The sequence below is a fragment of the Streptomyces sp. NPDC003247 genome, from assembly GCF_042888135.1.
Lineage (GTDB): Bacteria > Actinomycetota > Actinomycetes > Streptomycetales > Streptomycetaceae > Streptomyces.
Genome location: NZ_JBIAPF010000004.1, coordinates 61,070 through 84,678, shown reverse-complemented (window position 1 = coordinate 84,678; position 23,609 = coordinate 61,070). Strand labels below are relative to the sequence as shown.

Annotated in this window: 22 protein-coding genes; 6 read left to right on the top strand and 16 right to left on the bottom strand. The window is 75.7% G+C overall.

Annotation, left to right across the window (positions count from 1 at the left end; translation table 11 throughout):
* Positions 1–4: 4 nt before the first annotated feature.
* From ACFYWQ_RS14090 to ACFYWQ_RS14035, 12 genes are read right to left on the bottom strand one after another with little or no spacing between them, the layout of a single operon-like run.
* Positions 5–913, bottom strand: a complete 909-nt coding sequence (locus ACFYWQ_RS14090; RefSeq protein WP_389516116.1) for a glycosyltransferase family 2 protein — start codon at positions 911–913, stop codon at positions 5–7.
* The gene (locus tag ACFYWQ_RS14085) at positions 910–1,836 is read right to left on the bottom strand and encodes a glycosyltransferase family 2 protein (RefSeq protein WP_389516114.1); all 927 of its coding nucleotides are present in this window, start codon (positions 1,834–1,836) and stop codon (positions 910–912) included. Before ACFYWQ_RS14085 ends, ACFYWQ_RS14090 begins: the two co-directional genes overlap by 4 nt.
* Positions 1,826–2,815, bottom strand: coding sequence for a glycosyltransferase family 9 protein (locus tag ACFYWQ_RS14080; protein ID WP_389516112.1), 990 nt, complete (start codon positions 2,813–2,815; stop codon positions 1,826–1,828). Before ACFYWQ_RS14080 ends, ACFYWQ_RS14085 begins: the two co-directional genes overlap by 11 nt.
* The gene (gene rfaE2 / locus ACFYWQ_RS14075; protein ID WP_389516110.1) at positions 2,812–4,263 is read right to left on the bottom strand and encodes a D-glycero-beta-D-manno-heptose 1-phosphate adenylyltransferase; all 1,452 of its coding nucleotides are present in this window, start codon (positions 4,261–4,263) and stop codon (positions 2,812–2,814) included. Before rfaE2 ends, ACFYWQ_RS14080 begins: the two co-directional genes overlap by 4 nt.
* Positions 4,260–4,943 carry an SIS domain-containing protein gene (locus ACFYWQ_RS14070; RefSeq protein WP_389516108.1) on the bottom strand — a complete coding sequence of 228 codons (684 nt, stop codon included), beginning with the start codon at positions 4,941–4,943 and terminating at the stop codon, positions 4,260–4,262. The genes rfaE2 and ACFYWQ_RS14070 overlap by 4 nt, the downstream gene beginning before the upstream one ends.
* Positions 4,940–6,175 (bottom strand): glycosyltransferase, encoded by a 1,236-nt coding sequence (locus ACFYWQ_RS14065; protein WP_389516107.1) that lies wholly within the window; start codon positions 6,173–6,175, stop codon positions 4,940–4,942. Before ACFYWQ_RS14065 ends, ACFYWQ_RS14070 begins: the two co-directional genes overlap by 4 nt.
* Positions 6,172–7,134 carry a glycosyltransferase gene (locus ACFYWQ_RS14060; protein ID WP_389516105.1) on the bottom strand — a complete coding sequence of 321 codons (963 nt, stop codon included), beginning with the start codon at positions 7,132–7,134 and terminating at the stop codon, positions 6,172–6,174. The genes ACFYWQ_RS14065 and ACFYWQ_RS14060 overlap by 4 nt, the downstream gene beginning before the upstream one ends.
* Positions 7,131–8,138, bottom strand: a complete 1,008-nt coding sequence (locus ACFYWQ_RS14055; protein ID WP_389516103.1) for a glycosyltransferase family 9 protein — start codon at positions 8,136–8,138, stop codon at positions 7,131–7,133. The genes ACFYWQ_RS14060 and ACFYWQ_RS14055 overlap by 4 nt, the downstream gene beginning before the upstream one ends.
* Entirely contained in the window at positions 8,135–9,088 is a 954-nt protein-coding gene (locus ACFYWQ_RS14050) for an HAD-IIIA family hydrolase (protein ID WP_389516101.1), read from the bottom strand. Before ACFYWQ_RS14050 ends, ACFYWQ_RS14055 begins: the two co-directional genes overlap by 4 nt.
* A complete protein-coding gene (locus ACFYWQ_RS14045) occupies positions 9,085–10,143 on the bottom strand; it encodes a glycosyltransferase family 2 protein (protein WP_389516099.1) in 1,059 nt (352 codons plus the stop codon). Before ACFYWQ_RS14045 ends, ACFYWQ_RS14050 begins: the two co-directional genes overlap by 4 nt.
* Positions 10,140–11,774, bottom strand: coding sequence for a carbamoyltransferase (locus ACFYWQ_RS14040; RefSeq protein WP_389516097.1), 1,635 nt, complete (start codon positions 11,772–11,774; stop codon positions 10,140–10,142). The genes ACFYWQ_RS14045 and ACFYWQ_RS14040 overlap by 4 nt, the downstream gene beginning before the upstream one ends.
* A gap of 46 nt (positions 11,775–11,820) precedes the next feature.
* Positions 11,821–12,819 (bottom strand): NAD-dependent epimerase/dehydratase family protein, encoded by a 999-nt coding sequence (locus ACFYWQ_RS14035; protein WP_389516095.1) that lies wholly within the window; start codon positions 12,817–12,819, stop codon positions 11,821–11,823.
* A 457-nt stretch (positions 12,820–13,276) separates the two neighbouring features.
* Here ACFYWQ_RS14035 and ACFYWQ_RS14030 point away from each other — a divergent pair, with 457 nt between their 5' ends.
* From ACFYWQ_RS14030 to ACFYWQ_RS14020, 3 genes are all read left to right on the top strand, one after another.
* Positions 13,277–13,840, top strand: coding sequence for a hemerythrin domain-containing protein (locus ACFYWQ_RS14030; protein ID WP_389517381.1), 564 nt, complete (start codon positions 13,277–13,279; stop codon positions 13,838–13,840).
* A gap of 563 nt (positions 13,841–14,403) precedes the next feature.
* The gene (locus ACFYWQ_RS14025; protein WP_389516093.1) at positions 14,404–15,699 is read left to right on the top strand and encodes an MFS transporter; all 1,296 of its coding nucleotides are present in this window, start codon (positions 14,404–14,406) and stop codon (positions 15,697–15,699) included.
* A 213-nt stretch (positions 15,700–15,912) separates the two neighbouring features.
* A complete protein-coding gene (locus ACFYWQ_RS14020) occupies positions 15,913–16,371 on the top strand; it encodes a GNAT family N-acetyltransferase (RefSeq protein WP_389516091.1) in 459 nt (152 codons plus the stop codon).
* A gap of 136 nt (positions 16,372–16,507) precedes the next feature.
* Here ACFYWQ_RS14020 and ACFYWQ_RS14015 read toward each other — a convergent pair whose 3' ends face one another.
* Positions 16,508–17,032 (bottom strand): hypothetical protein, encoded by a 525-nt coding sequence (locus tag ACFYWQ_RS14015; RefSeq protein WP_389516089.1) that lies wholly within the window; start codon positions 17,030–17,032, stop codon positions 16,508–16,510.
* A gap of 250 nt (positions 17,033–17,282) precedes the next feature.
* Positions 17,283–17,861: a hypothetical protein gene (locus ACFYWQ_RS14010; RefSeq protein WP_389516087.1), complete on the bottom strand. Its 579-nt coding sequence runs from the start codon at positions 17,859–17,861 to the stop codon at positions 17,283–17,285.
* Between the two features lie 481 nt (positions 17,862–18,342).
* Between ACFYWQ_RS14010 and gndA the strand changes: the two genes are divergently transcribed.
* Entirely contained in the window at positions 18,343–19,785 is a 1,443-nt protein-coding gene (gene gndA / locus ACFYWQ_RS14005) for an NADP-dependent phosphogluconate dehydrogenase (RefSeq protein WP_389516085.1), read from the top strand.
* 46 nt (positions 19,786–19,831) lie between these two features.
* On the opposite strand, the gene ACFYWQ_RS14000 is transcribed toward gndA, so the two are convergent.
* Complete coding sequence (locus ACFYWQ_RS14000) at positions 19,832–21,286, bottom strand: glyceraldehyde-3-phosphate dehydrogenase (protein WP_389516083.1); 1,455 nt, start codon at positions 21,284–21,286, stop codon at positions 19,832–19,834.
* 544 nt (positions 21,287–21,830) lie between these two features.
* On the opposite strand from ACFYWQ_RS14000, the gene ACFYWQ_RS13995 reads away from it, so the two are divergent.
* A complete protein-coding gene (locus ACFYWQ_RS13995; RefSeq protein WP_389517379.1) occupies positions 21,831–22,379 on the top strand; it encodes a cysteine hydrolase family protein in 549 nt (182 codons plus the stop codon).
* Positions 22,380–22,519: 140 nt separating this feature from the next.
* Complete coding sequence (locus ACFYWQ_RS13990; RefSeq protein WP_389516082.1) at positions 22,520–22,918, top strand: SseB family protein; 399 nt, start codon at positions 22,520–22,522, stop codon at positions 22,916–22,918.
* A gap of 161 nt (positions 22,919–23,079) precedes the next feature.
* Here the strand turns inward: ACFYWQ_RS13990 and ACFYWQ_RS13985 are convergent, their stop codons facing one another.
* The gene (locus tag ACFYWQ_RS13985; RefSeq protein ID WP_389516080.1) at positions 23,080–23,469 is read right to left on the bottom strand and encodes a MarR family winged helix-turn-helix transcriptional regulator; all 390 of its coding nucleotides are present in this window, start codon (positions 23,467–23,469) and stop codon (positions 23,080–23,082) included.
* Positions 23,470–23,609 lie beyond the last annotated feature (140 nt).

Sequence of the window (23,609 nt, the reverse complement as noted above, 5' to 3'; positions counted from 1 at the left end):
CGCCTCACCCCACGTACCGGCGGGCCGTCGACGACCGGCGGGCCCGTTGCAGCGCCGCCAGCCGGCGCTCGATCTCCGGCGGCACCGGGGAACGCTGCCGCAGCACCCAGGGCAGACCCGCGGCCGCGTACGCGAAGGCGCGCACCGACGCCGCGTCGCGGGGGACGGTGGCCATCAGGTGGGCCGTGCGCCGCAGGGCCGGCACGAGCGGGCGGCGCAGCCAGGTGAACCAGAGGGTGTTGCGGATGCCCAGGATCCGGCGTGCCGTGCTGTCGCGGAGCACCGACGCCTGGTGATGGACCGTCAGTTCCTCGACGTAGCTCAGCCACCAGCCCTGCCGCAGCAGATCGGTGGCCAGCAGTTCCTCCTCGCCGCCGAGCCACAGCCCGGGATGGAAGCCGCCCGCGGCCCGGAAGGCGTCGGTGCGCAGGACGGTGGCGGCGGCGAGGAAGGAGCCGAGGGTCGGCCCCGGCAGGGAGTCCGGCCCGGTCAGGGGCGACTCGCGCAGCTCCTTGACGACGGGGTCCTCGGTGCCGCCGGGCTCCACGACGATGCGGGCCGTGACGCCGGCCAGGCGCGGCCGCTCGTCGAGCAGGTCGGCCGCCCGCCGCAGGCTGCCCGGCTCCCACCAGGTGTCGTCGTCGCAGAAGGCGACGTACGGCGTCCGGACCCGGCGCACCGCGAGGTTGCGTCCGACCGCGCCCAGGTTGCGGCCCGGCTCCAGCAGCGTGAACCCGGGGAAGGCGCTCCGGACCGCCGCGGCCGTGCCGTCGGTCGAGCCGTTGTCGGTGACGATCACCGAGGGCCGCTCGGGCAGTTCCCGCAGGCGCGCGAGGGTGCGCAGGAGTTCCGCGCGCCGGTTGTGGGTGATGACCACCACCGTCGTCCGGGCGTCCTCCGCGCCCGCGTTCACGCCGGCCCGCCGGGTGCGCCGGGCCGGTCCAGCAGCCGGGCCGCCCGCTCCACCGCCGGGGGCAGCGGTCTGCGCCGGGCGAGCGCGGCGGGCAGCCGCACGGCCACCTCCCCCAGGGCGCGGCGGGCCCCCGGCTCACCGGCGGCCGCGGCGGCCGCGAGGCGCGCGGTGGCGCGCAGCGCCACCCCGAGGGGTCGGCGGAGCCAGAGGGTCAGCACATGGTTGCGGCGCACGCGGGCGAGCCGCCCGGCGCGGCCGCCCGGCTCCGGGTGGTGACAGGCCGTCAGGGCGGGCTCGTACGTCACCCCCCAGCCGGCCGCCGCGAGATCGTAGGCGAGCAGGGTCTCCTCGCCGCCGAAGAAAAGCAGCGGATGGTAGCCGCCGGCCCCCAGGAAGGCCTCCCGGCGCACCACACAGGCACATCCCAGGAAACCGAGCACCGGACGCCCCGGCAGATCGGCCTCGTACGGCAGCGGCGACGCGGCGAGCACGGCGTTGAGCGGGTCCTCCGCCCGGCCCGGGCCGACCACGGTGCGGGCGGCCACCAGACCCAGCCGGGGGTGGGCGTCGAGCAGGTCCGCGGCCCGCCGCAGCGCGCCCGGCGTCCACCAGGAGTCGTCGTCGCTGAACGCGACGTACGGGGTGGTGGCGTGCCGTACGGCCAGGTTGCGGCCCACCGCGCCGGTGTTGCGGTGCGGCCTGAGGACGAGGGGGGCCGCCGGGTGGTGCCGGATCGCCTCGACGGTGGCGTCGTCGGAACCGTTGTCGACGACGATGACGGGCGGGCGCTCGGGCAGCGCGGCCAGGGCGTCGAGGGTCCGCAGGACGCCGGCCCGCCGGTCGCGGGTGATCACCGCCACCGTGATCCGGTCGTCCGGCGCCCCCTCGCGGACGGGTTCGACGGACAGGGGCTCAGCGGACACGGGCTTCCTCCTCCTGGTGCGGCGGGGCGGCCGGCCGGCCGGGAGCCAGCAGCGCCAGGGCGGCGGCTGTCGCCTCGTCGGCCCGGATGCGCAGGAGCCGGGGATCGGGCACGGCGCCGTGCGGGTCCCCGGGCGGTCCTGGCTTCCACAGGGCGATGTGGCGGGCGCGGCGGGGCGGGCCCCACAGACGCGGGGAGACCGGTCCGAAGAGCGTCACCGACGGCGTCGCGTGGGCCACCGCGAGATGCGCGAGCCCCGTGTCACCGCTGACGACCAGCGCGGCGCGCGCCACCAGCGCCGACAGCGCGCCGAACGGCAGCCCGCCGCGCAGCACCTCCCGCCCCGGCAGCCCCGCGCGCGCGGCGACGTCCAGGACCAGCGCGTCCTCCTTCGGACCGCCGGTGACCACGACACGGTGGCCGGCGGCGCGCAGCGCGCCCACGACGGCGGCGTACCGCTCGGCCGGCCAGCGGCGGGCGGCGGACTCCGCGCCCGGGTGGACGACCACCGCACCCGGCGCCGGGGAGGCCCCGGCCGGGGCGGGCAGCCGTACGTCGTCGGGGTCGGCGGCGATGCCGTAGGACCGCAGGAACCGGCACCACCGGGCGCGCTCGTGCTCGTCCGGCCGCCACACCGGGGGCGGGGGGTCGGGCTGGGCGAAGGCCAGCAGCCGGCCCGGGGCGAGGGCGGCGAGCGCGTCACGGCTGGCGGGGCCGTTGCCGTGCAGGTCGATCGCGACGTCCGGGGGCGGTCCCGGCCAGTGGTCCAGCGACGGCACACCCCGGTGCGGGGCCTCGGCCGGCAGGACGTCGTCCACCGCCCCGGTGGCCAGGGCGGCCTCGCGCAGGGCCGGGGGCACCGCCAGGACGACCCGGTGCCCGGGGAAGGCCCGGCGCACGCCCCGCAGCGCGGGCACCCCGGCGAGCAGGTCGCCGAGGCCCAGCGCGCGCAGCACCAGCAGCCGCGGTCGCGTCGTCACCCGCGCTCCCGTTCCGGGGCCGGGCCGGACGGCCGCGGCGACCGGGCCGCCCTCGCGGCGATGCCCGTGGTGGAACGGCCGTCCAGGTAGGGGAGGAGGACGACCTGCCCGCCCCAGCTCTCCACGAGCGGCGCCTCCGGCAGTCGTTCCAGGGCGTAGTCGCCGCCCTTCGCCCAGATGTGCGGGCGCAGCTCGGCGAGCAGCCGTTCCGGGGTGTCCTCGTCGAACACGGCGACCGCGTCCACGCACTCCAGCGCGCGCAGCACCCGGATCCGGTCCGCCACCGGCACGAGCGGCCGTCCGCCGCCCTTGCGGCGGCGCACGGACGCGTCCGAGTTGACGCACACCACCAGGCAGTCCCCGGTGCGGCGGGCGGCCTGGAGCAGTGCGACGTGGCCGGCGTGCAGGAGGTCGAAGCAGCCGCCGGCGGCGACCACGGTCCCGCCCGCGGCCCGGACCCGGGCGGCCGTGCGCAGGGCGTCCCGCGTCGGTCCGCCGTCGGCGTCCCGCGTCGGTCCGCCGTCGGCCGGCACGGGTGTGGGCGGGGAGGGGTCCGGGGCCGTTGCGAGGGAGCGGACGCCCCCTTCGGCGACGTACCGGGTCGCCGCGTGCACGGCTTCCCGCACGGCGGTCTCGGTGAGCCCGCCGTCCGCCAGGCATCCGGCGGCGGTGGCGGCGAAGCGGTCGCCCGCCCCGCACGCGTCGCCCTCGGCCGTGACCGGCGACGGCACCAGCAGCGGCGTCCCGCCGTGCGACACCAGCGCGCCCCGCCCGCCCAGGGTGACCGCCACGGACGCCGCCCGCCAGGTGCGGACCAGGGTCTCGGCGTCCCGCGCCGCCGTGCGCAGGGCACTCGCGCCGGCGGGCGGTTCACCGCCGGCGAAGGCCCGCGCCTCGCTCGCGGACGGGGTGACGAGCCGCACGCCGGGCACCGGCCGCTCCCCGCGCGGGTGCGGGTCCCAGACGACGGGCACCCGCGCGGCCACGGCCGCCAGCGCCTCGCGCAGGACCCCGGCGGCGCCCCGGCCGTAGTCCGCGACGAGGACGGCACCGGCCCCCTCGACCGCCCGCCGCGCCTCCTCCGTCGCCTCCAGGGCCCGGCCCTCCCCGTCGTCCAGGCGCAGCAGCGGCGTGCCCTCCGCGAGGACCCGGGTCTTGCTGGACAGGGTCCCGGTCAGCGGCAGCCGCACCAGGCGCACCCGGTCGGCCAGCAGCGCCACCAGCGTCCCGCTCGCCTCGTCGTCACCGAGCGCGGTGACCAGGGTGACGGGCCGGCCGTCGGCCGCCGCGAGGACGGCCGTGAGGGCGGCCCCTCCGGGCCGGGAGGCGCGCCGCGCCCCGCTGACGACCGGGACGGGCGCGTCGGGAGCCAGCCGGTCCGCCCGCCCGCACAGGTCGTGGTCGAGCAGCGCGTCCCCCACGACGAGCAGCGGGGCCGGGGCACTCATGCGCCGTCCTTCCCCGCCGCGGCCGGCCACTGCCCGGCGGCCGGGCGCTGCCTCTCGACGGCGGCGCGCCGCCGGTCGACGGCCGGGTGCCGTCCTTCCACCGCGGCGCGCCGCTCGATCGTCAGGTCGAAGGACTCGCAGAGCATGTGGACGGCCACCAGGTGCAGTTCCTGCACGGTGGCGGCGGCCGCCGCCGCCACGCACACCGCCCCGTCCGCGGCCCCCTCCAGCGGGTTGGGCGCCGGACCGGTCAACGCCCACACGGTCAGGCCGAGACGACGGGCCTCCTCCGCGGCGACGAGCAGGTTCTCGCTGGCGCCGCTGGTGGACAGCAGCATCAGCACGTCCCCGGCCCGTCCGTGCGCGGTGACCTGCCGGGCGAAGATCTCCTGGACGCCGTAGTCGTTGGCGATCGCGGTCGTGGCGGAGGTGTCGGCGTGCAGGGCGAGCGCGGAGAACGGCGGGCGGTCGTCGCGGTAGCGGCCGACCAGCTCGGCGGAGAGGTGCTGGGCCTGGGCGGCGCTGCCGCCGTTGCCCGCGACCAGCAGCCGGGCCCCCGCCGCCAGCCGGCCGGCGAGGCCGGCACCCCACCGCCGCAGCACCGGGGAGGCGTACTCGCGGAACCCTTCGAGCGCCTTCATCAGGTCGTCGCAGTGGGGGACATCGGTGACGCTCTTCATCGGACGACTCCCGAGAGCGAGGGGACGGAGGACACGGCGCCGTAGACCCGGGCCACGCCGTCGGCGACGCGGTCCCAGGTGTAGCGGGCGAGGACACGGCGCCGGCCGGCGGCGCCGTACCGGGCGAGCCGGGGCGGGTCGTCGAGGAGGGCACGGACGGTCGCGCCGAGGTGGTGGTCGTCGTCCGGGGGCACCAGGACGCCGGTGAGGTCGTCCACCACGGTGTCGAGCTGGCCGCCGACGGCGGAGGCGACGACGGGCGCGCAGCAGGCCATCGCCTCGACCGGCACGATCCCGAACGGCTCGTAGCGCGGCAGCGACAGCACGACGTCCGCCGCGGACATCAGCCCGGGCATCCGGTCCGGGCGCACCCCGCCCAGCAGCGTCACCCGGTCGGCGACCCCGCACTCCTCGGCGAGGGCGAGCAGCCGCTCCGCCTCCGGTTCGGCGCCCAGCAGCGCCGGTTCCGGCCCGCCCGCGACGAACAGCTCGGCGTCGGGCACGTCGGCCAGGGCGCGGATCGCCCGGTCGAAGCCCTTGCGCGGGACGAGCCGGCCGACCGACAGCAGCCGGCGCGGCGCGGAGGCGGGCCGGCGGGCGCCGGCGACCGGCGCGAACAGCGTGGGGTCCACCCCGCAGGGGACGACGGAGATGCGGTCGCGGGGCAGGCCCATGGCGACCAGCTCGGACACCTCGTCCGCACAGGTGGCGACGATGCCGGCGCACTCCCGGCCGACCGCCGTCTCGATCGCGACGCGCTGCGGCGGACTGGTGTCGGCGGCGCCCTGGTGCCGCTTCTTCACCGTGCCGAGCGCGTGGTACGTCTGCACCACGGGAACGCCCAGGGCGCGCGCCCCGGCCAGCGCCGCCATCCCCGACATCCAGAAGTGGGCGTGCACCACATCGGGTGGCTCCGCCCCCCACTCCCGCGCCAGCCACGCCCCGAACTCCGGCATGTAGGGCAGGAGTTCGTCCTTGGGTATCGGAGCCGGCGGTCCGGCGGGCACATGCACCACCTTCACCCCGTCCGGCGTGGTGACCCGGGCCGGCAGCCGGGGGTCGTCACGCCGCGTGTAGACGGCGACCTCGTGGCCCCTGCGGGCCAGCCGGCCGGCGAGGCGGGCCACGTACACGTTCTGCCCGCCCGCGTCCGGGCCGCCGAGCTCGGCCAGGGGGCTGGCGTGCTCGGAGACCATGGCGACGCGGCCGGCCGTCGGGTGGCTGGGGCTCATCGGGTGACCTCCTTGATCAGGCGCTCCCAGTCGTCGCGGAAACGCCGTTCTCCGTAGCGGGCCTGTACCGCGGCCCGGGCGGCCTCCCCCGTCGCGCGGGCGTACGCCGGGTCCGCGGTGAAGCGGCGGACGGCGTCCTCCAGCACGTCGAACCGGTTGGAGACCACCCCGGCTCCCGCGGGCACGGCCTCCCGCACCTCGGTGGTGTCGAGCGCGACCACGGGCATCCCCAGGAACATGGCCTCCAGCAGGGAGAGCCCGAGCGACGTCCACCGCACCGGATGCAGGTACAGGCGGCAGCGGGCCATCGCCGGGTGCAGGTCGCCCTGCGGCAGGTCCCGGCAGCGGCAGCGGTCGGGCGGCAGGCCCAGCCGGCCGCCGAGGCCTTCGGTGCGCATGCCGAAGACGTCCAGCGGCACGGTGCGGGCGAACCGGGGCAGCAGGTCCGTCCCGGTGGTACGGCCGCGCCGGACCGGGTCGTTGACGACGACGGCGGCCCGGGGCCGCTCGCCCGTCCACAGATGGCCGGGGTCGATGACGCCGTGCTCGATGACGGTGGTCGGCGCGCGGCCGTTGTCCCACATCAGCCGGTTGAAGTGGGTGACGTGCACGAGCGGGATGTCGGTGCGGTCGGCGAGGGGGTGACGGGTGCTGTCGGCCGACCCGTGCGGGCTGTTGTGCTCGACGTAGACGGCGGGCACGTCGACGCCGGGCCGGCGGCCCGTCCACTGCTCGGCCAGGCCGAGCTCGTGCGGGCGTTGCAGCACCATGAGGTCGATGCCGGCCTCGCGCAGCCCGGCCGGGCCCACCTCGCGCACCGACGGCGGCCAGTCCCACGTCCTGGCCCGCCCCAGCCCGTCCGGTCCGCGCTCCGGTGTCACCGGGACGAGGAAGTCGTACGGGCCCTGGACGAACGACGTCAGCCATGAGCCGTGTACATGCCAGACGAGAATGTTCATGCGCGCTCCTCGACGAGTTTCCGCACCGCCTGCACCACGTCCCGGCCCGTGACCTCCTCCAGGCACGGATGGCCGGGCACGGGACAGTGCCGGGCCCGGCTGTCCGCGCAGGGCGCCCGCTGATCGCCGAGCAGCACGCTCGGCACGCCGTACGGCGCCCACCGCTCGGCCGGTACGACGGGCGCGAACAGCGACACCACCGGCGTGCCGACGGCCGCCGCCAGATGGGCGGGGCCGGTGTTGCCGCACACCACGACGTCGGCGGTGCGCAGCACGCCCGCCAGGGTGCGCGGATCCGTCCGGCCGCCGAGGTCCACCGCCGTGTCCCCGCTCACCCGCCGGGTGAGGTCCGCCTCGCCGGGACCGCCGGTGACGACCACCCGGTGCCCGGCCTCGGCGAGCAGGGCCACCGCCTCGGCACAGCGTCCGGGACTCCAGGCACGGGCGGGCGCGCTCGCCCCGGGGTGGACGACGACGTAGGGCCCGTTGCCGGTCAGCGCGACGGTATCGGGCGGCGGCAGCACCCGCAGCCGGCCGTCGTCCCCGGCGTGCGGCGGGAAGCCCATCGCCGCGGCCGTGTCGAGCGCGGCCTGCGCCTCGTGCCGGCCGGGCAGCCGCCGGTGCCGTACGTCCAGCAGACTGCCCGGGTGGTCGACGCTGTCGGCGCCGATCCGCCCGACGCCCGCCAGGCGCAGCACCAGGGCCGTGGGCAGGGGGCTCTGGTGGAACGACGTGAGGACGAGCGCGACGCCGAACGCGCCCTCCCGCAGCCGCCGCACCAGACCCTCGACGTCGGCCTCCCGGACCGTGGGCGGCCGCACGCCCTCCCACGGCGCCTCCCACACGATCACCTCGTCGACGCCGGGCAGCAGCCGCGCCGCCGGCGCGCCCTGCGGACCGCAGAGCATCGCCACCCGGGAGCAGCGCGCCGCGACCGCGCGGACGGCCGGCCCGGCGAGCAGCACGTCGCCGAAGCTGTCGAGGCGCACGACCAGTGCCTTCACGACCGGCCTCCCCACGCCCCGGTCGCCTTGGCCGCGGTGTCCTCCCGCGCCCTCGTAGCCCTGGCCGCAGTGTCCTCCCGCGCCCCGGCGGTCTGGCGTGGCCGGTCGCCGGGTGCCTCGGTCGGTTCGGCGGGGGTGTGGTCCCGGGTTCGGGCAGCCTGGAGCGGCTGGGTGGGGTCGGTGGGGGTGTGGTCCCGCGTCTTGGTGGTGCGGAGTGGCCAGTGGCCGGGTGCCTCGGTCGGTTCGGCCGGGGTGTGGTCCCGCGCCCCGGCGGTCCGGGGTGGCCGGTCGCCGGGGGGCTCGGTCAGTGGGGTCCCCGTTGCCGTCGGAGCGCGGGCGGGGGCGTCCGTCCGGGCACCGGACGTCAGGATCAGGTGGACCGCCGTCAGCAGGTCGGGGGCGGTGAGGGGGGCCGTGCGGATCTCCGCGGGCAGGGTCGCCGGGGTGGGGACGAGGACGGCGCGGGCACCCGCTGCACGGGCGGCCAGGACGTCGGCCCCGATGTCGCCGATCACCACGCAGGCGCCGGGGGCCACGCCCAGCCGCCGCGCCGCCTCGATCACCAGACCCGGCCGGGGCTTGCGGCAGGCGCAGTCGTCGTCGGGGAGGTGCGGGCAGTACACCCAGGCGTCCAGGCCGCCGAGCAGAGCGTCCGCCCGTTCGTTGACCCGCCGGACGTCGGCGTCCGTGAGCAGCCCGCGGCCGATGCCCGACTGGTTGCTGACCACCGCGGTCGGGACGCCCCGCGCCCGCAGCAGGCCGAGGGCCTCCCGGGCGCCGGGCATCGGGCGCACCAGGCCGGGATCGCCGTTGTAGGGGACGTCCTCGACGAGGGTGCCGTCCCGGTCGAAGAGGACGGCGCCCACGGGGACGCGGCCACGGACCGGGCGCAGCCGCACCGGGCGGCGCGCGCCGGGCCCCGCCGCGGGGACGGCCGCCGCCCGCTTCACGGCCGGCCTCCCACCGGCACGGCCCCGCGGTGCCGCACCGTGCCGTGCAGCCAGTGGCCGACCGCGAGCGGCGGGATGACCACGCTCGTGGCGAGCATGGTGCCGATCTCGTGGCGGGTGCGGGGCCCCGGGCCGATCCGGGCCAGGGCGAACTCGGCCGTGCCGAGCGTCCACAGGGCGCCGGCCAGGCCCGCGGCACGGTGGCGGCCGGCCGCCGCGCACGCGGTCGCGGCGAGCGCGGCGGCCGTCACCAGCACGTGCCGGGGGAGCCGCCCGCGCGGGGCCTCGGCGCGGCTCCACCAGTCGCGGCCGTGCAGCCGGTTCATCAGGGCGTCGTCGGCGTTGCCGCGCTGGGCCCGCACCGACACCCAGCGGTCGGCCGGGCGGACCGGGTGCCGGGTCGTGCGGCTGCCGCGCCGCAGGGTCCAGCCGGCCCCCCGCATCCGCAGCGCCAGGTCGGCGTCCTCACGGAAGGCCCGCCGGAACCGCTCGTCGAAGCCCCCGACGGCGGTCAGCGCGGCCGTACGGTAGGCCATGTCGGCGGTGGCCCAGGCGGCCCGCTCCAGCCCGGCCGTGCCCCGCTCCCAGTCGGTCGGCCTGCGGTCCCCGGGCAGGGGCACGGTCAGCCGCCCCTGGATGCCGCCGGTCGTCGCGCCGGCCGCCCGGAGGTCCTCGGCGAGGCGGCGGGACCAGTCCGGCAGCACCCGCACGTCGTCGTCGAGGAAGACCGTCCACGGGGTGCCCACCGTGTGCCAGCCCGCGTTCCGGGCGGCCGCCGGACCACGTCCGCCCGTACGCAGGGCGCGGACCCGCTCGCGCAGGACGCCGGCCGCCTCCAGCGGCAGCCCGCCGTCGGGCTCCGGGCGGTCGTCGACCACGACGACCTCCTCGGGCGGATGACCGGCGGCCGCGGCCAGCGCGCGCAGGCAGTCGGCGAGGCACGGCCGCCCGACCGTCGGCACGACCACCGAGTACGCGGGGGCGCCGGGCACGGGGGCGCCGGGCACGGGGGCGCCGGGCACGGGGGCGCCCGGCACCCCGGACGCGTCCCTCATGCGAACACCTTCTTCCGCCGGACGGCGAACGGCCCCAGCGCCAGCAGGTCCACCGGCGCCGACCCGAAGCACTCCAGGGCGTCCCGCGGATCGTCGACCATCGGCCGGCCCGCGGTGTTCAGGCTGGTGTTGACCACCACCGGCAGACCCGTCCGCCGCTCGAAGCCCTCGATCATCCGGGCCACCAGCGGCTCCTCGGCCCGGTCCACGGTCTGGATCCGCGCCGTGCCGTCCACGTGGACGACGGCCGGGATCCGCCCCCGCCACTCGGCGGCGACGTCGTGCACGAAGAGCATGTACGGGCTGGGCAGCGGCCCGTCGAAGAGCTCCGCCGCCCGCTCCGCCAGCACCATGGGGGCGACCGGGCGGAACTCCTCCCGCCCCTTGACCGCGTTGAGGCGCTCCAGGTTCTCCGCCCGCCCGGGATGGGCCAGCAGCGACCGGTGACCGAGCGCCCGGGGGCCGTACTCGCTGCGGCCCTGGAACCAGGCCACGACACCGTCCCGGGCCAGCTCCTCGGCGACGGTCTCGGCGATGTCGTCGGGCTCCTCGTAGGGGACGGCCGCCCGCTCCAGCCAGGCGCGCAGCTCGGCGTCGCTCCAGCCGCGGCCCAGGGCGGCCGTCGGCATGGCCTCCACCGTCTCCTTCTGGTGGGCGACGTGCAGGGCGGCGCCGAGCGCCGTGCCCGCGTCGCCGGCCGCCGGCTGCACCCAGACCCGCTCGAACGGCCCCTCCCGGTACAGCCGGGTGTTCGCCACGCAGTTGAGCGCCACCCCGCCCGCCAGCGTCAGGACGGCCTCACCGGTCCGCTCGTGCAGTCGGCGCGCCAGTCCGAGCAGCACCTCCTCCAGGCACGCCTGGGCGCTGGCGGCGAGGTCGGCGTGGTCCCGCGTCCACGGGGCGTCCGCCGGACGCGGCGCCACCAGCGAGGCCCACGGCACGGTACGGGCCCGGAAGCCGCCCCCGCCGTCCAGCCCGACGTACGCGCGCAACGCGTCGAGGAAGCGCGGCTTCCCGTAGGAGGCGAGGGCCATCACCTTGAACTCGTCGCTGCTGCGCAGGAATCCGAGGTGCTGGGTGAGGTCCTCGTAGAACAGGCCCATCGAGTCCGGCAGCGACTGCGCGTCCAGGACGGTGAGTTCACGGTTCGCGTAGCGGCCCGCGAGATGGGAGCCGCACTCGCCGCGGCCGTCGAGCACCAGGACGGCGCAGTCCGGGTAGGGGGAGGCCTGGCCGGCCGAGGCGGCGTGGGCGACGTGGTGGGGGACGAAGCGGACCTTGGCCGGGTCGAGTCCGGGCAGGGCCTCGGCGAGGAACTCCGGGGCGCGCCGCGCGTAGTCCTGGCGCAGGTGGTCCCACGGGTCGTGCAGTCCCAGCAGGTCGGCGGGACGGGCGAGTTCGGGGTCGTAGGAGTAGGCGACCGCGTCCAGTTCGGACGGGTCGAGCCCGGCCCGGTCCAGGCACCAGCGGGCGGACAGCTCGGGCAGCTCCCAGGCGGAGAAGGGCAGCGGCCGCTTGCCGTGCTTGCGACGGCTGAAGCGCTCCTCCTCCGTCGCGGCCACGATCCTGCCGTCCATGACGAGGGCGGCGGCGGGATCGTGGAAGAGGGCGTTGATACCCAGGACACGCATGCAGTGCCTCCGTGGCGGCGTGGGGGAAGGCGTCGGGGGGACGACGTCAGACCTGTGGTGCCGGCTCCCGGGCCGGCGGCCGCGTCGCGGCGAAGTGGGCGATCGTGTGCTTGATCCCCTCCTCCCAGGGCACCTTCGGCGCCCAGCCCAGCAGTTCCCGGGCGAGGGTGGTGTCCGGGCGGCGCCGCTGGGGGTCGTCGACGGGACGGTCGACGAACTCGATGCGGGACGACGACCCGGTCAGCTCCACCACCCGGCGGGCCAGGTCACGGACCGTGACCTCGTCGGTGCCGCCGATGTTCACGGGCCGCACCGAGTGGCTCGCGGCGACCAGCAGGATTCCGTCCACCGTGTCGTCGACGTAGCACAGGGACCGCGTCTGGCTGCCGTCGCCCGCCACCGTGAGGGGCTCGCCGGCCAGCGCCTGGCAGACGAAGGTCGGCACGGCGCGGCCGTCGTGGGCCCGCATCCGCGGCCCGTAGGTGTTGAACAGGCGGACGATCCCGGCGTCGGCGTCCCGGACCCGCACATGGGCGGTGACCAGGGCCTCGGAGAACCGCTTGGCCTCGTCGTACACGCTGCGCGGCCCGACCGGGTTGACGTTGCCCCAGTAGTCCTCGCGCTGCGGGTGCACGAGCGGATCGCCGTACACCTCGGACGTCGACGCGAGCAGGAAGCGGGCCCCGTCGCGCTCCGCCACGGCCAGCATGGCGCGGGTGCCCAGGCTGCCCACGTCGAGCGTCTCCAGGGGCAGCCGTAGGTAGTCGGCGGGGGAGGCGGGACAGGCGAAGTGCAGGACCAGGTCGTACGGCCCGGCCAGGCGGTCGGCGCAGTCCGGCGCGGAGACGTCGCACTCCACGAACCGGAAGCCGGGGTGGTCCTGGAGGTGGGCGACGTTCACACGTGAACCCGACACGAGGTTGTCCGCGCAGTCGACTTCGACTCCCGAACCCAGCAGCCGCTCGCACAGGTGGCTGCCGAGGAAGCCGGCACCGCCCGTGACCACGGCGCGACGCCAGGGCAGGGATGAGGTGGCTTCGGTCATGGGGGACACCCTTCAGCCGCATCCGGAAGACGCTGAGCAGCGCGGCGGGGTCCGGTGCGGCACGCGACGCAGTGACGACAGGGAGGACAGGGAGGGCACGGGCCGGACGGTTCCTGCCGCCGATCGCAGCACCGTCCCGGCCCGACCGCCGTTTTCCCGACGGCACCGGCACGGAGTCTCCGTGCCAGTAGCTTTCACACGTTGACTCCTATTGTGCTCACGCACCGCCGGTGCGCGACTCCTGACCCAGCGGCTCCGGCACCGACCGGCACCGACCGGCACCGACCGGCACCGACCGGCTCCGGCTCCGACCGGCTCCGACCTGCACCAGCCGGCACCACGGCCGGTCCGCCCGGGCGAACCGGTCCCGTCCCGGGTGTCGGCCCGGCACCGCGGGGCACTCGGGCCCGAGGTGGGTGCGACCGGAGCCGTCGTGCCCAGGCTGGAGGTGAAGGACATGGGTCATGGTGGGAACGTCGTCGACGAGCTGGTGACCGATCACCGTGAGGTCGAGGAGCTCTTCGGCAAGATCGAGGCGCTGCCGTCCGGACACAAGGACCGCAAGCTGCGGGCGGACCAGGTCACGATGGAGCTGGTCCGGCACTCGGTGGCGGAGGAGGCCTACCTCTACCCGGCCGTGCGCGAGCACGTGCCCGGCGGGGACGCCATCGCCGACAAGGAGCTGGAGGACCACGCCAAGGCCGAGCAGATCATGAAGGACCTCGAGGGCTGCGACGCGGACGACCCCGAGTTCGACCGGCTGATCAGGATGCTGATGACCGAGATCCGCGACCACGTGGCCGACGAGGAGGGCAACCTCTTCCCCCGGCTGCGCGCCGCGTGCCCTCCTGACGCCCTCGACGAGCTGGGCGACAAGGTCCGCCAGGCGAAGAAGACGGCGCCGACGCGGCCCCACCCGGCCGCCCCGGACAAGCCGCCGGCCAACAAGATGCTGGCGCCGGGCCTCGGCCTCGTCGACCGGATGCGCGACGCGCTGACCGGGCGGGGCAAGAAGAGCTGAGACCGGCCCCCGAGCGCGCGCAGACGTCCCGGGTCCGTCGCCGTGGCGACGGACCCGTCGGCGGGGTGGCGGATGGGTTGACGCGATGGCGGGGACGGGGCGGCGCGATGGCGGACCCGTCGGTGGGGTGGCGGACGGGGCCGCGCCCGCATGTGTGCTGGGGCGCGGTGACCGACCCGTGGCGCGGTGACCGTCCCGTGCGAGGGGCGCGCCCACGGGCTTGTGAGCAACCACACTCGACCCGGCAACCGCCCCGCGACCGGGGCGACTTGGGGTTCCCGGCGGGAGTGCCGCGGGAGGTGCCGGCGCCGTCCGACCCGCCCCGTCTGCCACGATGGTCCGCGCCGTAACCGACTAGGTGGAGTGGCCGCGCAGCGCAGCCGGCGTTCCCCGGTTCCGCCGCCCCTGTGACCACCGCCTCGCCCCTCGGGTACCGCTCTGTGTCTTCCGCCTCCGCGCCCTCCCCTGCCCCGCACACCACTCCCGCCTCCGCCCTCGCCTCTGCCCCCGGCTCCGCCGGGAAGGCGTCGCGCTCGCCGTGGCGGTCCCTGAGGTACCGCAGCATGCGCTGGTGGTCGGTGGCGAACTTCATGTCGAACGCCGGCACCTGGATGCAGCTCACGGTCCAGAACCTGCTCGTCCTCCAGATCACGGGTTCCGCCGCCGCGACCGGCCTGTCCATGTCCGTCCAGGCCGCCCCCGCCCTCTTCATGAGCCTGCTGGGCGGCGCGGCCGTCGACCGCTGGCCGCGCAAGCTCACGGCCGCGGTCAGCCAGGCGCTCCTGGGTGCCGTGGCCTTCACCACGGCCGTGCTCGTCGCGCTGGACCGGCTCGACATGACGTCCCTGATGGTGCTGGCCGCTCTGACCGGCACCATCGCCACCGTCGACGGACCGGCCTGCTCCCTGCTGGGCAACGACCTCGTGCCCCGGGAGGACGTGCCGTCCGCCATCGGCGTCGGGGCGCTGGTCTACAACGCGGGGCGGCTCGCCGGCACGGCGCTGGCCGGTGTGACGGTGGGCTTCCTCGGCACGGCGGCCGCGTACGGGGCCAACGGGCTGTCGTTCCTCTTCGTGACGGCGGTCATCCCCTTCCTGCGCCCGGCGCCCGGCGCGGCCGGCGGCACGGACGCCGGCCGGCTAGTCGTCCCGTCCCAGCGTGACCGGCGTGCCGCCGGCCGCGTGGACTCCGGCACGGGCCGCCGTGCCGACCTGACCGTGCGGGAGGGCCTGCGCTTCTTCGCCACCCGGCCCCGCCTGGTCGCCCTCGCCTCCATCACCGGGATCAGCGGCGTCTTCGGACGGAACTACGGGCTCACCCTCGCCGTCCTCGTCACCGGGCCGCTCGCGGGCGGGCCGGGTGCCTTCGGCACGGTCTCCACCGTGCTCGCCGTCGGCGGCATCCTCGGCGCGGTCCTGGGCGCCCGGCTGCGCAAACCCTCGGTCCGGGTGGTGGGCGCGCTGGCCGCCGCGGGAGGGCTGCTCCAGGTGGTGGCGGGTCTGTCGCCGTCCCTGACCATTCTGCTGATCATGGTTCTGCCCATGGCCGTGGTGGAGTCCGTCTCCGACACCGCCGGTACGGCCGTCCTGCAGACCGACCCGCCGCCCCACCTGCGGGGACGCGTGCTCGGTGTGTGGAGCAGCATCGGTACGGTGTGGAGCCTGGGCGGTCTGCCGGCCCTCGGCCTCCTCATGGAACTGGCCGGCGCCCGCGGCGCCCTCGCCGCGGGCGGTCTCCTCATCGCCGGCACGATCGGATCGGGCTTCCTGCTGCGCACCCGCCGCACCCCCCGAACGGTGACCCTCCCGGCACCGGGCGAGGAGACGACACGCCGCGAAGCCTTGGGGGCGGCGGCCTGAGCACGCCGGTGCCATCGGGGCCGGGTGCTTCGCTTCCGGGGCCGGGTGTCTGTCGGGGTGGGGGGTGGGTGACCACCGAGGCAGGTGGCTACCGGGGTAGGTGGCTACCGAGGCAGGTGGCTAACGGGGCGGTTGGCTAACGGGGCGGTTGGCTACCGGGGTCGAGTCGTTCTCGTTCGCTGCGGAGCCGGCCCGACTGACATACTCCGCGCCGTGACGACTGACGACTTCGGCCCGACCCTGATCATCGGCGAACGCGACACCGAGCTCAACGACCGGCTGACCGAGGAACTGATCGCCTTCAACACGGTCGCCACCGGTGCGGCCGACCGCGGCAGCTTCTCGGTCAAGGTCGCCGATGAGGCGGGTGAGCTCGTCGGTGGACTGGCCGCCTGGACCTGGGGCGGCCTGTGCGGCATCGATCTTCTGTGGGTGCGCGACGACAGCCGCGAGGAAGGGTGGGGCAGCAGGATCCTGCGGGCGGCCGAGGCCGAGGCACGACGACGGGGCTGTGATCGAGTCGCCGTGTCGTCCTTCACGTTCCAGGCGCCTGGCTTCTACCGACGCCACGGCTATGTCGAGACCGGTCGGACCCTCGGCATCCCCGGAGGACATGCAGACGTGCACTTGTTCAAGTCGCTGGTCGCGACGGTTCCCTCCGGCCAGTCGTAGGCGTGCTTCGCAGCCGTGTTGGTCGTAGCCGTGCTGGTCACAGCCGCTCGTCGACGGCTGCGACCGGCACGGCCGCCTCGTGGGGGACGGCGAGCGTGCCGTCTTGTCGGCACCGGCCTTGTCGGGCCGCCGTGGCTCAGGCGATGAGGGCCTGGCCAGGGCCCAGGAGGTGCAGCAGCTGGTCCCGGTGCAGGTGGGCGACCGGGGCGAGGAGGTCGGGGTGGCGGAGCAGGGCCGCCGCCTGGCGGTCGCGGGCGTCGGGCGCGACCAGACGGCGGAACTCCATCGGGATGCCGGTCGTGTGGTCACCGCCGTCGAGGCCGGCCACGGCCAGCGCGGCCAGGTCCGGGTCGGTGAGGAGACAGGCCGCCCAGCTCGCCACGACCTCGTCGACCCAGCTGCGCCAGGCCTCCTCCCCCTCCTCGCCGTCCCGGCCGTCCGTCCCGCTGATCCAGTCCAGCCGGCCCGATCCCCCGGGGCCCGCCATGCCGACCAGCGCCGCGTCCATCACGGTCGGGTACCGCAGCCACGCGGCGACGGTCACCGCCTGGCGCGCCTGCACCTCGCACAGGGCGGAGGCCAGCGCTCCGCCGGAGGCCGGATAGGCCCGCGTCAGCCACTGGGAGGTCGCCGCGATGAGGGGGGAGAGGTCTGCGCGCACTGAAGGCCGTCCGAACGGGTACGGGGAAAGGCTGGAGAAAAACGGTAGCCCGCGGCCCCCGCGGACGGACATGGCCGAACCCTCATCGAAGGCGTGGCTTCGGCCACATCCGGCCGGACACGACCGCGGGGCCACCGGCGGCGGCCCCCGACGGCTTCCCCCCGGCACCGACACCTCCGGCACCGCCTCCAGCACCGCCCCCGCCCCCGGCACACCGGGGTGGGCATCACCGCCCCGCCCGCCCATGGCCTCAGCGATGCAGCAGATAGCGGGTGAGGAGGGAACGGGCCCGCTCCGGGCCGATCCCCAGCGCGGTGCCGACCGAGTCCCAGGACAGCTCGTCGTCCCGGACCGCCTGGGCCGCCTCCCGCCCGATGCCGGGAAGGAGGCGCTCCAGCGCGGTCACCGCTCTCAGGGCGGCCACCGGCGCCTGGTCCACCAGCGTGACCAGATGGTGCTCCAACCGTTCGATCAGGTCGGTGAGCTCGTCGGGGAGCGGTACGGTCCGACGCTCCACGGCGCGCAGGTGCTCGACCCAGTCGCCGTGGGCGGGCCCGGTGTCCAGGTCGTACGGCCGGTCCTCCGGCACCCGCTCCCAGTCGATCGGCCGGGTCTCGCCGCGCCAGCCGCACGCGCACGCCGCGCGGTAGCCGGCCGCCCTCGGACGGCGCAACCGTCCGTCGTACGCCCACCACTCACTGGTCTCCAGCCCGCCGTCGGCGCCGCTGCCGAAGTCCAGGAGCACCGCCTTGGGCTCGCTGCCGTCGGCGAGGACCGCGCCGGCGATGCCCTCGTGGGACGAACCGAACTCCTCACTCGTCCACGCCACGGAATCTTCCCCCTCGTTCCAGAGCCGCCTGCCCGGTGCGCGGTGCGTCACCGCACGGGGACGGCCACCCCCGCAGGCGAGCATGCCCCGGCCCGACCGCCCCCGAACGGCGGTTTCTCCTCAACACCGGCGACCTGCCTCAGCCCGGACGGCGGCGGGGGAGCAGGCGGGGAAGCCGGGGAGGCGGGTGAGCGGGTCCTGGCGTTCGTCAGGCGCACGAGACTTCGGAGTGTCCGCAGGTTCACGGGTCCCTGCCTGCCCGCGCTCCCTGCCTGCCCGCACTCCACGACGAATCCCCAGCTCATCCACGCACGCGCGGGCGCTCGCCGAAGCCGAGGAAGCCGCCGCGGCCGACGGCGCACACGTCGTCGGCATCGAGAAGAACCGCCCCGGTATCGAGAAGAACCGGCCCGCGGGCCGTACCTGGTGGCACGAGGGGCCGCCCGCCCCGACCGCGCCACCGATACAAGGGACGTACCTCATGAACGCAACCGCTGCCATCGGCGTCACCGGCCTCGGCGTGATGGGCCGCAACCTCGCGCGCAACTTCGCCCGCCACGGCCACACGGTCGCCGTGCACAACCGCAGCGTGGGCCGCACGCGCGCGCTGGTCGAGGAGTTCGGGCACGAGGGCGCGTTCGTCCCGGCCGAGTCGGCCGAGGAGTTCGTGGCCGCGCTGGAACGCCCCCGCCGTGTGATGATCATGGTGCAGGCGGGTGCCGTCACGGACGCGGTCATCGACGAGTTCGCCCCGCTGCTGGAGCCCGGCGACATGATCATCGACGGGGGCAACGCGCACTTCGCCGACACCCGCCGCCGCGAGGAGGCCCTGCGGGAGCGCGGCCTCCACTTCGTCGGCGCCGGCGTCTCCGGCGGCGAGGAGGGAGCGCTCAACGGACCGTCGATCATGGTCGGCGGCTCCGCCGAGTCCTACGCCGTGCTCGGGCCGATCGTCGAGTCCGTCAGCGCGCGGGTCGGCGGCGAGCCCTGCGCCGCCCATGTCGGCACCGACGGGGCGGGGCACTTCGTCAAGATGGTGCACAACGGCATCGAGTACGCCGACATGCAGCTCATCGCCGAGGCGTACGACCTGCTGCGCCAGGTCGCCGGATACACCCCCGCCGAGATCGCCGGCGTCTTCCGTACCTGGAACGAGGGCCGGCTCGGCTCCTACCTGATCGAGATCACCGCCGAGGTCCTCGCCCACACCGACGCCGCCACCGGCGCCCCGTTCGTGGACGTGGTGGCGGACGCCGCCGGGCAGAAGGGCACCGGCCGCTGGACCGTGCAGACGGCGCTGGACCTGGCCTCGCCGGTCACCGCCATCGCCCAGGCCACCTTCGCCCGCGCCGCCTCCGGCCAGGGCGACCTGCGGGCCGCCTACGCCGGACTGCCCGGCGGCACCGCGTCCCCGCTCAGCCGGACGGAGGCCGCGCGCTTCACCTCTCAGGTGGAGCACGCCCTGTACGCGTCGAAGGTCATCGCCTACGACCAGGGCTGGAAGATGATCCAGGACGCGGCGGGCGAGTACGGCTGGAAGATCGACCTGGGCGCCGTGGCCGGGATCTGGCGCGGCGGCTGCATCATCCGCGCGTCCTTCCTGGACCGCATCCGCACCGCGTACGCCGCCGACCCGGAGTTGGTGAGCCTCCTCGCGGAGGAGCGGTTCGCCACCGAGATCGCCGAGGCGCAGGTGCCGTGGCGGGAGACCGTCGCCTCCGCCGCCCGGCGGGGCATCCCGGTCCCCGCGTTCTCCGCGGCCCTCGCGCACTACGACACGCTGCGCGCCGACCGCCTGCCCGCCGCGCTGCTCCAGGGGCAGCGCGACTACTTCGGCGCCCACACCTACCGCCGTACCGACCGTCCCGGTGTCTTCCACACCCACTGGTCGGCGCCGGGGCGCCCGGAGACGGAGTCGGCCTGAGGGGCCGTGTCCGGCCCGCCCCCGACCGGGCGGGCCGGACCGTCGGTCAGGCGCTCGGCGCCGGGTAGGTGGGGTACTCCACCCCGGAGACGTGCTGGACGACGCGGACGACCTGGCAGGAGTAGCCGAACTCGTTGTCGTACCAGAGGTAGAGGATCGCGTTGTCGCCCTCGACCTTCAGGGCACCGGCGTCGACGATCGACGCGTGGCGCGAGCCGATGAAGTCGCTGGAGACGGCGTCGGGCGCGGTGATGAAGTCGATCTGGCGCTTGAGCGGCGAGGTCAGGGACACCTCGCGGAGGTGGTCCAGCACCTCCTCGCGGGTGGCCTCCCGGGCGAGCTGGAGGTTGAGGATCGCGATCGACACGTCCGGCACCGGGACCCGGATCGAGCTGCCGGTGATCCGCGCCTTCAGGTCGGGCAGCGCCTTGGCGACGGCGGAGGCGGCGCCGGTCTCGGTGATGACCATGTTCAGCGGCGCGGACCGGCCCCGGCGGTCGGACTTGTGGTAGTTGTCCAGCAGGTTCTGGTCGTTGGTGAACGAGTGCACGGTCTCCACGTGGCCGCGCTGCACGCCGTACTCGTCCGCCATCGCCTTCAGCGGCGGGACGATCGCGTTGGTGGTGCAGGACGCGCAGGACAGGATCCGCTCGTCCGGCTTGATGGTGTCGTGGTTGACGCCGTGGACGATGTTCGGGACGTCGCCCTTGCCGGGCGCGGTCAGCACGACCTTGTCGATGCCGGGACGCAGGTGCTTGGACAGGCCCTCGCGGTCGCGCCACTTGCCGGTGTTGTCGATGAGGATGGCGTTCTTGATGCCGTACGCCGTGTAGTCGACCGTGGTCGGGTCGTCGGCGTAGATGACCTTGATCTCGTTGCCGTTGGCGACGATCTTGTTGTTCGCCTCGTCGACGGTGATCGTGCCCTGGAACTGGCCGTGGACGGAGTCGCGGCGCAGCAGCGAGGCGCGCTTGACGAGGTCCTCGGAGGCCCGCCCGGCGTCGCCGCGCACGACGATGGCACGCAGCCGCAGACCGTTGCCGGAGCCGGACTTCTCGATGAGCAGGCGGGCGACGAGGCGGCCGATGCGGCCGAAGCCGTAGAGGACGACGTCGCGCGGCTCGCGCCGGTCGATCTTCTCGGCGCCCGTGGCGCCGGCGACGGCCTCGGCGGTGAACTCCTCCACCGACAGACCGCGGTCGTCGGCCCGGTGGGTCGCGGCGAGCATGCCGATGTCGATCTGCGAGGGGCCGAGGTCGAGCGTGGTGAGGGCCCGCAGGAAGGGCATCGTCTCGGTGACCGAGAGTTCCTCGCCGGCGATCTGCCGGGCGAAGCGGTGGGTCTTCAGGATGCTGACCACCGACTTGTTCACCAGGGAGCGGCTGTGCAGCAGGACCGTGACGTCCCGCTCCCGGTGGAGCTTGCCGATCATCGGGATCATCGACTCCGCGATCTCCTCGCGGTTCTTCCAGTTGGTGAACGAGTCCTCGTTGACAGTCACAGGTATCTCTTTCGAGCTAGGTGGCGCTCATATGCTAACCCGCTGATGATCCGGCCCTTCAAGCGCCCGACCGCACGGCCACGCGGTCGGGTGCGGGTGCGGAGCCGACGGCGGAGCTGCTCCTTGCTCAACTGCTCTGATTTCGCAGGGAGTTGGCCTCTGCGGGAGATCGCGGTGGTGCGGGGACGGAGTGCGACCGGACTCACAGCGCTCCTGGCGTCGTCGGTGGCCCCTCGCCCGGGCGGCCCGCGGCATGGATCGACGGCGGGCCGTGCCGGGTAGGAGTGTCACGGGTGACCACGACCCCTCGCGCCCCTCACCCGACGGGACGGATCGACACGACCGGCGGACCGGCAGGCTCGACGGACCGTACGACCGACAGGACCGGCGACCGACAGGACCGAACAGACAGGCCGACGATGACGGACGACCCCCACGCCGACACCCCCACCGGCGCACCTCGGCACCCCCGCACCGGCCGGTGGCGGCGTCCGTCCGCGGGAGGCCGGGGCGCGGGTCCGGCCAGGGAGGTGGCGACATGCGGATGACCCCGGCCGGCCTGCTCACCGCCATCGACATGCAGCACGTCTTCGCCGACCCTGCGAGCCCCTGGGCGGTCCCCCGGTTCGCCGGGGCGGCGGCAGGCGTACGACGGCTGCTGCGGTCCTTCGGCGACCGCGTCGTCTTCACCCGCTTCGTCGCGCCCCGGGAGCCCACCGGCGCCTGGCGCGCCTACTACGAGCGCTGGCCGTTCGCCCGGCAGCCCCCGAACGCGCCCCTGTGGCGCCTCGTCGACGAGTTCGCGCCCCTGGCCCGTGACGTGCTGGACGCCCCCACGTTCGGGAAGTGGACCGCGCGTCTCGCCGCGCGCACGGCGCACGAGGGACGGCTCGTCCTGGCCGGCGTCAGCACCGACCGCTGCGTGCTGTCCACGGCCCTCGCCGCCGCCGACGCCGGGACCGAGGTGCTGGTCGTCGCCGACGCCTGCGCGGGCGTCGACGACGCCTCGCACGCCGAGGCCCTGCACGTCATGGACCTCTACGGGCCGCTGGTCCGGGTCACGACGATCGCGGAACTGCTGCGGACGGGGTGAGCCCGCGCCCGGATCCCCGGGCACCGACAGGGCGTCGCCACGGTTGAGCTCCCGCGGGCCGGGTACGCGAGGCCGGACCGGGTCCGCACGCATGTCCGCCCGTACCCGGCCGTCCGACCGCCGCTATCCGGGGAGCTGTCATGCAGACACCCGCCCACGAGCCCGACGCCACTCCCGCCGCGCAGGCGCTGGACGCCCTGGCCCGGGACACCGGGGACGCCACCGCGCTGGACACCCTCGCGCACTGCGACGTGCTCGTGCCCGTGCCGGACGACGCCACCGACGAGGACGTCACCAACCCCAGCACGCTGGCGCTGCCCGTGCTGGAGCAGCCCGGCGGCACGCCCGTCGTGCCCGTGTTCACCTCCGAGCCGGAGATGGCCGACCTGCTGCCCGGGATCGACCGCTACCGTCTGGTACCGCTCGGCGCGCTCGCCGCGCAGTGGCCGGACGGGGAGCTGTCGCTCTCCATCGACGCGGCCGGCGACCACCCGCTGACGCTCACCTCGGAGGGAGTGCGCACCCTGCTGGCGCGGTGAGCCGCGGGCCCTGCCGAGGCCGGGCGTCCCCGCGGACCGCGCACCGGCCGCGGACGGTCGTACGGGGGTGCGCCGCCCTTCGGCCGACCGCGGCCGCTCAAGCGTGCCCGCCTGCTCGCGCCGACGCGGACGTCACGGGATCGCCGTCCGGCCGCGGGTGCTCAGTCGCCCAGCATGCGCTCCAGCACCTCCCGCTGGAGCGGCAGCACCTCGGTGTGCAGGTCGCGGCCCTTGCGGGTGAGGGCGACCCACACCCCGCGCCGGTCCTCCACGCAGACGGAGCGTTCCACCAGGCCGTCCTTCTCCAGCCGGCCGATGAGGCGGGACAGGGCGCTCTGGCTGAGGTGCACTTGTTCCAGCAGGTCCTGCACACGGCACTGGTCACCCTGTCGGGGCGCCTTCGCGGCGAGGAGGTCGAGCACCTCGAAGTCGCTCGCGCCGAGACCGTACGGATGCAGCACGCGGTCGATCTCGCACGTCGTGCGCGCGTGCACCCCCAGGATGTCCCGCCACCGCTCCTCGAGGCCCGCCCCGGCCGTCTTCGCTGCCATACCCGCACGGTAACACCGAAGCCGCTGTTCGTTTACCGTGCAACTAGTGCGGGCGCAAGGACGTACGGGAGGCGCTGCCCCTGACGGCGGAAACCGCCAAGGCGGAACAGGCCGCGGGCGCGGTGACCCGCGGGCGCGCC